Source organism: Alcaligenes sp. YSL9 (genome assembly GCF_030515105.1).
Lineage (GTDB): Bacteria > Pseudomonadota > Gammaproteobacteria > Burkholderiales > Burkholderiaceae_B > Alcaligenes > Alcaligenes phenolicus.
In genome coordinates, this window is the sequence record NZ_JALXJU010000003.1 from 171,177 (window position 1) to 183,073 (window position 11,897).

At 58.2% G+C, this 11,897-nt stretch carries 13 protein-coding genes; 8 read left to right on the forward strand and 5 right to left on the reverse strand.

The window, feature by feature from the left end; genetic code table 11:
• Window positions 1–102: 102 nt before the first annotated feature.
• Window positions 103–1,518, forward strand: a complete 1,416-nt coding sequence (locus M2Q46_RS13465; protein WP_302357445.1) for an MFS transporter — start codon at window positions 103–105, stop codon at window positions 1,516–1,518.
• On the opposite strand, the gene M2Q46_RS13470 is transcribed toward M2Q46_RS13465, so the two are convergent.
• Window positions 1,515–2,369: an aldo/keto reductase gene (locus M2Q46_RS13470; protein ID WP_022983645.1), complete on the reverse strand. Its 855-nt coding sequence runs from the start codon at window positions 2,367–2,369 to the stop codon at window positions 1,515–1,517. The genes M2Q46_RS13465 and M2Q46_RS13470 overlap by 4 nt on opposite strands.
• 301 nt (window positions 2,370–2,670) lie before the next feature.
• On the opposite strand from M2Q46_RS13470, the gene panB reads away from it, so the two are divergent.
• Both panB and M2Q46_RS13480 read left to right on the forward strand, forming a co-directional pair.
• A complete protein-coding gene (gene panB / locus M2Q46_RS13475) occupies window positions 2,671–3,492 on the forward strand; it encodes a 3-methyl-2-oxobutanoate hydroxymethyltransferase (RefSeq protein ID WP_009456821.1) in 822 nt (273 codons plus the stop codon).
• Window positions 3,493–3,556: 64 nt separating this feature from the next.
• Window positions 3,557–4,522, forward strand: a complete 966-nt coding sequence (locus M2Q46_RS13480; RefSeq protein ID WP_009456820.1) for a LysR family transcriptional regulator — start codon at window positions 3,557–3,559, stop codon at window positions 4,520–4,522.
• Between the two features lie 63 nt (window positions 4,523–4,585).
• Here the strand turns inward: M2Q46_RS13480 and M2Q46_RS13485 are convergent, their stop codons facing one another.
• From M2Q46_RS13485 to M2Q46_RS13500, 4 genes are read right to left on the reverse strand one after another with little or no spacing between them, the layout of a single operon-like run.
• Window positions 4,586–4,963, reverse strand: coding sequence for a RidA family protein (locus M2Q46_RS13485; protein ID WP_035269810.1), 378 nt, complete (start codon window positions 4,961–4,963; stop codon window positions 4,586–4,588).
• Complete coding sequence (locus M2Q46_RS13490) at window positions 4,963–5,868, reverse strand: alpha/beta hydrolase (RefSeq protein ID WP_060185460.1); 906 nt, start codon at window positions 5,866–5,868, stop codon at window positions 4,963–4,965. Before M2Q46_RS13490 ends, M2Q46_RS13485 begins: the two co-directional genes overlap by 1 nt.
• The gene (gene kynA, locus M2Q46_RS13495) at window positions 5,868–6,740 is read right to left on the reverse strand and encodes a tryptophan 2,3-dioxygenase (RefSeq protein WP_302357447.1); all 873 of its coding nucleotides are present in this window, start codon (window positions 6,738–6,740) and stop codon (window positions 5,868–5,870) included. Before kynA ends, M2Q46_RS13490 begins: the two co-directional genes overlap by 1 nt.
• Window positions 6,741–6,759: 19 nt before the next feature.
• On the reverse strand, window positions 6,760–6,939 hold the full coding sequence (locus M2Q46_RS13500; RefSeq protein WP_147293848.1) for a hypothetical protein: 180 nt from the start codon (window positions 6,937–6,939) through the stop codon (window positions 6,760–6,762).
• 114 nt (window positions 6,940–7,053) lie between these two features.
• On the opposite strand from M2Q46_RS13500, the gene M2Q46_RS13505 reads away from it, so the two are divergent.
• The 5 genes from M2Q46_RS13505 to M2Q46_RS13525 all read left to right on the forward strand — a co-directional run bounded on the left by M2Q46_RS13505 (window position 7,054) and on the right by M2Q46_RS13525 (window position 11,896).
• On the forward strand, window positions 7,054–7,542 hold the full coding sequence (locus M2Q46_RS13505; protein WP_035269814.1) for an Lrp/AsnC family transcriptional regulator: 489 nt from the start codon (window positions 7,054–7,056) through the stop codon (window positions 7,540–7,542).
• Between the two features lie 170 nt (window positions 7,543–7,712).
• A complete protein-coding gene (locus M2Q46_RS13510) occupies window positions 7,713–8,405 on the forward strand; it encodes a GntR family transcriptional regulator (RefSeq protein ID WP_009455428.1) in 693 nt (230 codons plus the stop codon).
• Window positions 8,406–8,440: 35 nt separating this feature from the next.
• Window positions 8,441–10,153, forward strand: coding sequence for a dihydroxy-acid dehydratase (gene ilvD / locus M2Q46_RS13515; protein WP_031232959.1), 1,713 nt, complete (start codon window positions 8,441–8,443; stop codon window positions 10,151–10,153).
• Between the two features lies 1 nt (window position 10,154).
• Window positions 10,155–11,051, forward strand: a complete 897-nt coding sequence (locus M2Q46_RS13520) for an NAD(P)-dependent oxidoreductase (protein ID WP_302357448.1) — start codon at window positions 10,155–10,157, stop codon at window positions 11,049–11,051.
• Between the two features lie 14 nt (window positions 11,052–11,065).
• Window positions 11,066–11,896 carry a hydroxypyruvate isomerase family protein gene (locus M2Q46_RS13525; RefSeq protein WP_060185458.1) on the forward strand — a complete coding sequence of 277 codons (831 nt, stop codon included), beginning with the start codon at window positions 11,066–11,068 and terminating at the stop codon, window positions 11,894–11,896.
• The last annotated feature ends 1 nt before the right edge of the window (window position 11,897 follow it).

An 11,897-nucleotide genomic window follows, 5' to 3' on the forward strand; every position in this document is an offset into this window, starting at 1 on the left:
CATGCACGCCCAACAGTGCGTCAGTTGTGCCCTGTGCAACTGGCGCACTGGTGTGTTTGAAGGGCCGGCACGGTTGCCGGCTCTTTGTTTGGATAAAGAAAAATGGCAAATACCCAAGAAGCGTCTTGGTCTGAACTCCTGTCTGGCCGTAATGGCTTGCGCTCACTGGCCTTGGCCGGGGGCGTGGCCGTTCATGCGATCAACGTGTACGTGGCGACCACGATTCTGCCCTCGGTGGTGGAGGATATTGGCGGGCTGGAATACTACGCCTGGAATACGACCTTGTTCGTGGTGGCCTCGATTCTGGGCTCGGCCCTGTCGCCACAAGTTCTGGAAAAATTGGGTCTGCGTCACAGCTTCTTGATGTCCTTGCTGTTCTTTGCCATTGGCACGACCCTGTGCGCGGCAGCGCCTTCCATGCCTTTCCTGCTCTTTGCCCGCACGATTCAAGGTTTGGGCGGCGGCTTGCTGCTGGGCCTGAGCTATTCTTCGATCCGGCTGGTATTTGAAGAGCGACTTTGGCCGCGCGTCATGGCCTTGGTATCCAGTATGTGGGGTGTGGCAACCTTGTCGGGTCCGGCGATTGGTGGGGTATTTGCCCAGATGGGACAGTGGCGTCTGGCCTTCTGGAGTGTCCTGCCATGTGCCGCTTTGCTGGCTATTTTGGTCTGGACGCAATTGCGCGATGCGCGTGCGCCTGAAACTCGTAAATCCGGTTCCACTTTAGGCAAGGTATTGCTGCTGACCGCTTCTGTGCTGGTCATGTCCGCAGGTAGCCTGTCTACTTCCTGGATGATCAATCTGGCCGGTGTGCTGGGCGGGGCGATTCTGGTTTATTTGATGGCGCGTGTCGACAGCAAGTCCACCAGTCGCCTGTTTCCGCAGGGCACTTACTCCATCAGCACGGCCTTGGGCAGTCTGTATGCCGGTATTGGTCTGGTCAGCGTGGCCGTGGCAACGGAAATTTTCATTCCGTATTTCCTGCAGATCATCCACCACATGAGCCCGCTGAAAGCAGGCTACCTGACGGCCTTGATGTCAGGCGGCTGGACCCTGGGTTCTATTGCCAGCTCCAGTCGGGGGCTGAAAACCGGGGATCGCATGATTATTGCCGGGCCTGTGCTCTCGGGCTTGTCATTGGCTGCCTTGGGCGTCTTTATCCCGTGGGTAGGCTTGAGTGAAGGGACGGACTATTCCTGGGCCTTGTATCTGTCTTTATTGGGAGTCGGAGTGGGAATTGGTCTGGCCTGGCCGCATTTGCTGACGCGGGTATTTCATTCCGCGCCCAAGGGGCAGGAGAATATTGCCTCGGCCGCCATTACCACCTTGCAGTTGTTCACGATGGCATTGGGTGCGGCCTTGGCAGGAATCATTACGACAGCCTCGGGCTTTGTGGACCCCGGTGGGGTGCAGGGCGCACGCCAGTCGGCGCAGGCTCTGCTGTGGTTGTTTGCCCTGGCGCCCCTTCTTGCAGCCTTCTTGTCCGGGCCTGCGCGTCGGGTGCGCCCCAGGGCTTAGTCCTGGACGGTGCTTTTGGGCAGGCGGAACAGTTCTGGATCCGGGCCAAGACGGCCGTCGGCCTGATCCAGGCTGGCAATGGCGGCCATATCGGCTTCGCTTAGCTCAAAGCTGAAAATGTCCATATTGTCGCGCTGGCGTTCGGGGGAGTTGGACTTGGTAATCACCATATTGCCCAGCTGAATCTGCCATCGCAGCATGATTTGCGCCACGGAACGGCCATGTTCCTTGGCAATCTTGTTCAACACCGGGTTGTCCCACAGCGTGCCCAATCCCAGCGGGCTCCAGGCTTGCGTCTGGATGGCGTGGTCTTCGTGGTAATGGCGCGATTCAGCCTGCTGAAATCCGGGGTGCAGCTCGATCTGGTTCAGTACGGGCAGCACACCTGTCTTGTCCAGCAAGGTTTGCAGGTGCTGGGGCAGGAAGTTGCACACCCCAATCGACTTCACACGACCTTCATTGCGCAGATTGATCAGCGTTTCCCAAGTCTGGATGTACTGGCGGTTCTTGGGCACGGGCCAGTGAATCAGGTACAGATCCACATAATCCAGCTGCAGCTTGTCCATGCTTTCTTCAAAGCCTGCACGGGTATTGTCGTGGCCATGCATGTCATTCCACAGCTTGGTGGTCACAAACAGCTCTTCGCGTGGCACCTTGGACTGACGAATCCCTTGGCCCACCTCGGCCTCGTTACCGTAGATGGCGGCGGTATCGATCAGGCGGTAGCCTGCTTCGATGCCACTGCACACCACATCGGCCGTTTGCTCGGCAGGTACCTGCCACACGCCCATGCCCAGTTGTGGCGCACGGTTATCGTCGTGGAAGGTGATTGTTGGGGGGGTAGTCGACATAGGTCTCTCCTCGGTTGAGTGCACGGCAAAACAGCCAGGACATGGCTGATGAAACCACCGCGCATTGGGAACGATCGGGCTCTAGAGTACAGGCGGTGTCAAAGCAAAAGTCCTTAAAAGGACCTGAATCCGCATGGGATGGACACGCGAAGCTTGTACGTAGGCAGGAAATTAGCTTATTGTTTTTTGTCCTGCGGCGATTATAGAGGCGTCGACTGGATTTTTTCTTAAGATGTTGCAATCTGCATCATTCATAATCCCATATAAGCTTTAGCTCTATGGGATTCCAGCTGGAGTAAGTATGAGCGTACATACCACGCAGGTCCGCGTTAGCGTACCCGCCTTGATCGCCTGCAAGGGCAAACAAAAAATTGCTTCATTAACAGCCTACATCGCGCCTATCGCACGTATGCTGGACGAGCACCTGGATATGATTCTGGTGGGCGATTCGACCGCTATGGTGGGCTATGCCATGCCCGATACCTTAAGCATTACGGTCGATATGATGGCGGCCCATGCTGCTGCCGTGGTGCGTGCGACTCAACATGCTTGTATTGTCGTGGATATGCCGTTTGGCAGCTATCAGGAATCACCCCAGCAGGCATTTGCCAATGCATCGCGTATGCTCGCCATCAGCGGTGCCCAATCGGTGAAGCTGGAAGGCGGTCAGGCCATGGCTGAAACCACGCGCTTCCTGGTCGAGCGCGGTGTGCCCGTGCTGGCACACGTGGGTTTGATGCCCCAGTACGTCAACACCATGGGCGGTTACAAGGCTCAAGGCATGACAGATGCGGCTGCCCAACGTGTGCTGGAAGACGCGGTGGCTCACGCACAGGCGGGTGCCTGGGGTGTGGTGCTGGAAGGGGTGGCAGAAGGTCTGGGTCGCCGTATTACTGAAACCATCGCTATTCCGACCATCGGTATCGGTGCTTCTCCCGCATGTGATGGCCAGGTTCTGGTGACGGAAGACATTCTGGGTCTGACCAATGGCAAGATCCCCAAGTTCGCCAAACCCTACGCGGATGTGGGTGCCTTGATCTCCCAGGCAGCCGGTCAATACGCGGCTGAAGTGCGTGATGGTTCTTTCCCCACGCTGGATCAATGTTTCGGTGTGAAACGCTAGTCCGGCTAACTATTCCGCATTAGAATATTCCGTGTTGATAAATGCGGCATTCACATAGAACGACATGGAAATTCGCCAATTAGAAGCCTTTGCAGCGGTGATGTCTGCTGGCAGTGTTACCGCTGCTGGCAGACTGCTGGACCGCTCTCAGCCAGTGGTTAGCCGCCAGATCCAGGAGCTGGAACAGGAACTGGGCTTCAGGCTTTTTACCCGCACCCGTCCGCAGGTCACCTTGACTGAACAAGGGCGCGAGTTCTATCTGGAAGCCCGGCCCGTGCTGATGAATCTGGAGGTGCTGCAAAGCCGCGCTCTGGAAATCGCCCGTGGGGGCCTGCGACCCCTGCGCATCGTGACTACTCACGCCTTGGCGATTGGCTTGGTGCCGCAAGCGCTGGGCATCATGGAGCAGCACGATCCGGCCTTCAAGCAAAAGCTGATTATTGATACGGTAAAGCCGGAAGAAGTGGTGCAAGCCATTGACGAAGGACGGGCCGATCTGGCGGTGACCAGTTTGCCGCTGGACATTGATGGCTGCACCTTGCATTGGTCAGGTCAAAGCCCCTGCTTGCTGGGCATGGCCGTCAATCATCCCCTGGCCAAACAGGAACTGGTGCGTCTCAGTGATATTCAGGGCACCCCCCTGATTTCTATCCAGAACCGCCACCGCTTGCGTCATACCCTGGCAACCGCCTTGCTGCGTGCCAGTCCGGAAGCCCCGGAAGATATCCGTCATATCGAGGTTGCCTCCTCGTTGGAAGGCCTGGTTCTGGCCAGCCAAGGGGTAGGCGTGTCATTGATTGACCCCTTTACCGCCCACGGCCTGCCACTGCCCAACGTCGTGTTGCGCCCGATTGATATCCACGTTCCTTATATGGTCGGTGTGGTGTCTTTGCGATCCCGCGAACTGCGTCCGGATGCGCAGCGCCTGGTCGAGGCCATGCGGCAGTATGTGCTGCAATTTATCCCGCGCTTTGTGCTGGGGGATGACACCGGCTTGCCCAGTACGCAGGACCCGTTCGACTCGCTGTAATCAACACGCTTGTTGATCAAGGCTCGGGCGGCTTTGCTGGATGCTCGTCCGCCTCTGCAGGTCTTAGGGGATCATTGCGTACGCCAGAACTTCCAGCTTCATGCCCGGCTCCACCAAGGCTGCAACGCCAACACTGGCGCGGTTGGGGAAGGGCGCGGAGAAAAACTCTCTGTACACCTTGTCGATGCTGTCCATGTCGGCAACATCGGTCATGTAGATCAGCACTTGGGTGACATTTTCCAGGCTGCCACCGGCCGCTTGCGTGGCCCGTTGCAGATTGGCAAAGGTCAGGCGAGCTTGCTGCTCGATGCTTCCCGTATCAATGCTGCCGTCCGGCCGCACAGGTCCATTCACCGTAAACAGCATTTCCCCCTTGGCTTTGACGGCCCAGGAAAACGCTTGCTTCAGGGGTGGCAGTCCGACGTCGACAACTTGTTTCATCACTTGCTCCGAGTAGGGGTGACCGGCAAGGACGCAAAGAGTGCGTGCGTGGCATCGCCCAAGCGGGTGTTGGGACGAGCCTGGTCAAGAATGACATCGAAGTGGTTGCGTGCTGGCATTTCGATGGGGGACAGATACCAGGCTCCCACTGCATTAAGCGCATCGGCAAAAGCCTGACTCTGGCGTTTGAACTCCGAGGTTTCGATTTCTCCCCAGCTGATGATGGCGGGCGGAAAGCCCGTCAGATCAAGCAGTTGGGGGCTGATCGCCTGTGCGCGCGCCGTGTCCAGAGACAGTGCCTCATTGATGCTGGTGCCAATCAGGGGCTGCAGGTCGTAAATGCCTGAAACCAGTACCGCCGCTGCGGGTGCCCCTACGGGTAAATCGGCATCATCTTTCCATCCACGCAAGCAGCACATGGCCGCCAGATGCGCGCCGGCAGAACTGCCGGACACGACGATACGTTGCGGGTCAAAGCCCAGTTCTTCGCCATGTTGATGCAGCCAGCGCAGAGCCTGGCGGCACTCCAGCACCATGTCGTGGACAGAGGCTTGCGGTGCCAAGGTGTAATCAATGGCGGCAAAGGCAATGCCGGCCTCGGTGCAGTCCGGGGCCGAGAATAAAGAGGAAGCCTTGGAAAGCTCCTGCCAGTAGCCGCCATGAATAAACAGCAGCAGCGGCGGGAGGGATTCCGAGTCGCGGGGTGCAGGTAAAAAGAGGTCAAGCTTATGCGCGGCGGCACTGCCATAGGCAAGCTCGGCATGCCGAGCTCCGCTTTGCAAAGCTGCTGCGCTAAGTGTGGCGTAGTCCTCGATATAGGGTGCGTAGTTCCCGCCTATACAGGAGCTGGGCGAGTATTCACGTTCGCGCTCCTGCGCGGAGAGTAAGTCCTGTGGGGCTTGCATTACAGCGCGGTCCGAACAGTCCAGATCTCGGGGAACAGCACCACATCGAGCATCTTGCGCAGGTAGCTGACGCCGCCTGTGCCGCCCGTGCCGCGTTTGAAGCCGATGACGCGCTCAACAGTCGTGACATGGCGGAAACGCCAAAGACGGAAGGCGTCCTCAATGTCGGTCAGCTTCTCGCCCAGCTGGTATAGATCCCAGTTTGCATGCGGGTCACGGTAGACCTCCAACCATGCAGCTTCCACCTCGGGGCTGGCTTCGTAGGGCTGTGTCCAGTCACGCTCCAGGTGATCGGCGGGAATGGCAAAGCCCTGGCGGGCCAGCAGGCGCAGCGACTCGTCATAGAGCGAAGGGGCACGGTACGCCTTGTCGACCATCTGGAGCAGGTCTGGCCTATGGGCATGGGGCTTGAGCATGGCCGCATTCTTGTTGCCCAGAGCAAATTCAATGCAGCGATACTGCGCGCTTTGAAAACCGCTGGAGCTGGCCAGATAAGGGCGCATCGCCGTGTATTCCGGCGGGGTCATGGTCGAGAGCACGGTCCAGGCACTGACCAGCTGCTCCATGATGCGCGAGACCCGCGCCATCATCTTGAAGGTGTCGGCGTAGCGGTCGGCTGCGATGGCTGCAGTGGCGGCGGTCACTTCATGCAGCATCAGTTTCATCCAGAGTTCGCTGGTCTGGTGCTGGATGATGAACAGCATTTCGTCGTGGGCAGGCGAGAGCGGGTGTTGAGCGCCCAGCACCTCGTCCAGGTGCAAGTAGTCGCCATAGCTCATGGATTGGCTGAAATCCAACTGCGCTTTTTCTTCCGAAACAATGCGCTCTGTCTCGCTGATTCCCTTGTCAGCCGATGCTTTGGAAGCATTCATTTGTTCTGTTCCCGGTACGTTAATAATGATCTGCGCGACCTGTGGAACAGGTCGCGTGGGTCGATAGAAAATCAAAGTCGTGTTGCGCGCCGAGGGGAGTTTGCAATACATCTTGCCCGAAGGTCTCCATCAGCGGCAGGATGCGGTCACCTGAGTAGGCGGGCATAGGGGTAAAGCTGAAATGGGTCTGTGGTTTCATAATTTCATCCCACTTAAATTTATGCGTTGATCTTATGGATTTAAGGGTCTTGCGCCAAGCTGTTTTTTATAGAAGCATAACTTTTTCTGAAAAACTTAAAAAACGGGTTTTTTTATGCAAATAGAACTGGATCAGGTGGATGGCAGTTTGCTGGCCGAGCTGCAAGGAAACGCCCGGCTGACAACAAGCGAGCTGGCGCAAAAAGTGGGTATATCGCAGTCGCCTTGCTGGCGCCGGATTCGACGCATGGAAGAAGCCGGGCTTATTTCAGGCTACCACGCCCGGCTGGATCGGCGTGGCCTGGGTTATGGCGTGGTGGCCTTTGTCAGCATCAGTGTGGACTTTCAAAATGAAGAGCGTTCGGTGCAATTTGTGGAGGCCGTGCGCGATATTCCGGAGGTGGTGATGTGTCACGGCATTGCCGGTCCGGCGGATTTTTTACTGATGGTCGTGGCCAAGGATCTGGACAGCTATTCGGAATTGTTGCAACGAAAATTGCATCGTTTACCTGGTGTTCGGCAAGCGCAGACCAGTTTTTCCTTGCAGGAATTCAAGGGCCTTAACGCGCTGCCAATCCCAGCAATGGCCGGCCCTGCAGCCTGATCAAGTGCTCTGCAAAAGCTGATGCGCGGCTCGCTCACAAAGCGTGTCGAGTCGCTCATCACGAATCAGGTGGCTAAGGGTTAGCTCTGATTTGTTGTCGTAGAAGTCCGTCCTTAGAATTGATCAAAAATCACAAATCTTTGCTCGAATTCACGTTGTGACGGAATTTAATGAAACATTCAGATGCTGCAAGCACAAGCGCTCCGCTCGAAGCTTTTCAACCCATCGTTCGGCAATCCGTCAACGAAGCGGTCTATCAAGCCCTACGTAACAAGCTGATGCACGGTGAGTACCGTGCGGGCCAAGTGCTTGGCATTCAGTACCTGGCCGATGCGCTGGGTACCAGCACCATGCCCGTGCGCGAAGCACTGCGCCGTCTGGTGGCACAGCAGGGGCTGGAGCCTTTGCCTAACGGCACTACCCGTGTTCCTTTGATCACCAAAGCCTGCCTGAGCGATATTCGCCGCGCCCGTGTTTTGATCGAAGGCACCGTCACCGAATGGGCGGGGCCTTTCCTGACTCCGTCCGTGCTGGATCAGCTGGAACAACTGGCGCAAGAAATCACCCAAGAGCGCCGCACGCCCAAAGGCGTGGCCAGCAGTCTGGAAAAAAACCGGATCTTTCATTTCACGATTTACGGAGCCGCTCAGTCTCCCGTCATGCTCGCCATGATCGAGAGCCTGTGGCTGCAGTCGGGCGCTTACTTGCGTGAAACCCGCGAGCAGCTGCACAACGAAGACTCTGCCGATCACCTGCACGAATCCACCGTCAAAGCGCTGCGCGCGGGCAATTTTGCCCAGGCGCGCCAATACATTCAGGAAGATGTTTCCTGGATCTTTGATCGCTTGGACCTGGCCGATTAAGTCGATCTCTCAACTACTCATCACCACCAAAGACCATGCTAAAAAAACATAGATCAAAAGCAGTGACCGAGGGCGTGACTCGCACCCCACACCGAGCCTTTCTGCGTGCAACAGGCCTGGACGATGATGATCTGGACCGTTCGATGGTCGCCATCATTGGAACCGCCGGAGACAACACACCCTGTTCCAAATCGCTGGGCCCACAAGCAGACAGCGTTCGCCTGGGTGTAGCCCAAGGTGGTGGCGTACCCGTCATGATGAACACGATTTCCGTGTCCGATGGCACCTCCATGAACCACGCTGGCATGCGCATGAGCCTGGTCTCGCGCGAGATGATTGCCGACAGCATGGAAATAGCCGTGCGTGGCCATGCCTATGACGCTTTGGTCGGTTTGGGCGGTTGCGACAAGACGCTGCCCGGCACCCTGATGGCCATGGCGCGCCTCAATGTCCCTTCGGTTTTCATTTACGGTGGCTCCATGTTGCCGGGCTACTCGCCCGATGGCACTGAAAACACGGTGCTGACTGCCATTGAGGGTGTGGGTCGTTATCAGACTGGTGCGATTTCCCTGGAGCAACTGCACGGCATTGAGCGCACCTGTGCCATGACCGTGGGCTCCTGTCCGGGCCAGTTCACCGCCAATACCATGGGTATGGTGGCAGAGGCTTTGGGCATGTCCTTCCTGGGTTCGTCGACCACCCCGGCGGTTTACAGCCAGCGGCACGCACTGGCTCGCCGAGCTGGTCGCCGCGTGATGGAGATTCTGGAAAACGGGGGGCCTTTGCCGCGTGATCTCATCACCCGCAAGAGTCTGGAAAATGCCGCAGCGGCTGTTGCAGCGACTGGCGGCTCGACCAACGTGGCCTTGCATATCCCTGCCATTGCGCACGAAGTGGGCATTCGTTTCACCATGGACGATCTGGCCGAAGTGTTCAACCGCACGCCGCTGATTGCCGACCTGCAGCCTGGCGGCCGTTATCTGGCTCGCGATCTGGACGTGATCGGTGGGGTGCCTGTAGTGCTCAAGGCACTGCTGAAAAGCGGCCACCTACACGGCGATGTGTTGACCATTACCGGCGAAACCTTGGCCGAAGCCCTGGAGAGCTTCCCCGATGTGGATGGCCGTATCGTGCGTAGCAGCGATCAGCCCATCCATGCGTCGGGCGGTCTGGTCGTGCTCAAGGGCAATCTGTGCCCCGATGGCGCCTTGCTGAAAATTGCCGGCTTGAAGTCTCTGGTTTTTGAAGGCCGCGCTCGCGTCTTTGAAACCGAGGAAGACTGCATGGCCGTGGTGTCCAAGCAGGCCTACGAGACTGGCGACGTGCTGATCATCCGCAACGAAGGACCCAAAGGCGGCCCCGGCATGCGCGAGATGTTAAGCGTTACCGCCGCTATTTACGGCCATGGCAATGGCGAGAAAGTGGCACTGCTGACCGATGGCCGTTTCTCCGGCGCGACACGCGGCATGTGTATCGGCTATGCCAGCCCCGAAGCGGCAGCCGGTGGGAACATCGGCTTGGTGCGCGACGGCGACCGTATCACCATCGATGCCACGCAAAGCAGCATGCAGCTGCATGTGTCCGACGAGGAGCTGGCTGCACGCAGAGAGCAATGGAAACCCTTCGTACGAGATCGTTTGGCTGGCGCGCTGGAGAAGTACGCACGCCTGGTTGGACCGACCAATGAGGGGGCAGTGACTCACTCGGGTGCTGCCGAGTGGCCGCAAGAGCAGCTTGAGGACGTATAAGATGAAACTCGGTTTTTGCGGTTTGGGATTGATGGGTGCTGCCATGGTGCAGCGCCTGCTGAAAGCGGGTCACGAGGTCAAAGTCTGGAATCGCTCCAGGGAAAAGGCCGAGCCGCTGGCAGCGCTCGGTGCGCAGATTGTGGGCACGCCACGTGAAGCGGCTGAAGGCACAGACGGCGTCTTGTTATGCCTGTTTGATGCCAAGGCTGCCGAGGCTGTGGTGTTTGGCGCGGACGGGATTGCTCAGGCAGCGGGCCTTAAATGGCTGGTGGATCACTCCAGTATCGACCCCGAGGCCACACGCAAATTGGCCGCCCGTTTGGTGGAGAGCTGCGGCGCTGACTGGATTGATGCCCCGGTGTCTGGCGGTATTCCCGGCGTGGAGGCCGGTACCTTGGCCATCATGGCGGGCGGTAGTGAAACCCATATGGCTGAAGCCGAGGCCGCCATGCGCGCCTATGCCGGCAATATTACGCATATGGGGCCTTCCGGTACCGGGCAGGCGACCAAGCTGTGCAACCAGGCCATCGTGGCGACCTCGATTGCGGCGTTGGCCGAAGCCATTGGCTTTGCCCAGCGCAATAACATCAATGTGGACAAGCTGGCCCCGGCGCTGGCGGGCGGCTGGGCGGACTCCAAGCCTTTGCAGATCTTTGCCCCGCGCATGATAGAAGCCCAAGCGAAAAGCATCGGTGCGCTGTCCACCATGCTCAAGGATATCGACACCTTGATCGCCAATGCTCAACACAGCGGTGCGCCTATGCCGGTTGCGGCCAGCGTGCAGCAAATGTTGCGCGTGGCAAGCGCCATGGGTTTGGGGCAGGCCGAAGTGTCTGCTTTGGTCAGCGTTGTGCTGCCTGAGCAGCGTGACGCCTTCCTTCGCCAGATAGACGCATAAGACAGGCGGCTCCCATGCAACTATCCGCTAATCTCAGCTGGTTGTATCGGCATCTGGACTGGAGCGAACGTTTCGAGGCTGCAGCGGCTGACGGTTTTCAAGGCGTCGAGATTTTACTGCCCTATGACTATGCACCCGGCTGGTACGCCAGTCAGTTGCAAGCCGCCAAGCTGGAACTGACACTGATCAATACGCCGATAGGCGAGGGGCAGGGCCGTTTGGGCTGGGCGGCCATTCCCGGCGCACAGGCGCAGTTTCAGGAAGCCTTTGATCGCGCCCGTGCTGTGGCACAGGCTACCGGCTGCCGCCGTATTCATGTGATGGCGGGTGACGTCAGCCCTTTTGCACAGGAAGACTGTCGGGCTGCACTGCTCAGTAATCTGGAACAGGCTTTGGCCCTGGCTGAAGCGGATGATCTGGTGCTGACGCTGGAGGCGCTCAACCGCAGCGATATGGCCGGGTACTTCTATTATTTGCCCGAGCAGGTCATTGAGGTGCTCCAGCATTTCAACTCCCCGCGCCTGCGTCTGCAGTTTGATTACTACCACTGCGTCAAAGAAAGTCTGGATGTCCCGTCCAGCGTGGCAGTCTGTGCTCCCTGGATTGGCTATGTGCAGATCGCGGGTGCCGATGGTCGCTATGAGCCTGATCTTGCACAGCATGATTTGCTGGCAGGCGTAGCCGCTTTGCCCGCCTTGGCTTACGACAGCTGGCTGGGTTGCGAGTATCAGCCTCGCGGCTTGCCTTCAGAAGGTTTGGCTTGGTGCCAGCCCTTGCGTGATCGTGGTGTGCTGGCTGCGCCACGTCAGCGTGATGCTGCTTGCATGCAGGCTGCCGGGAGATAAG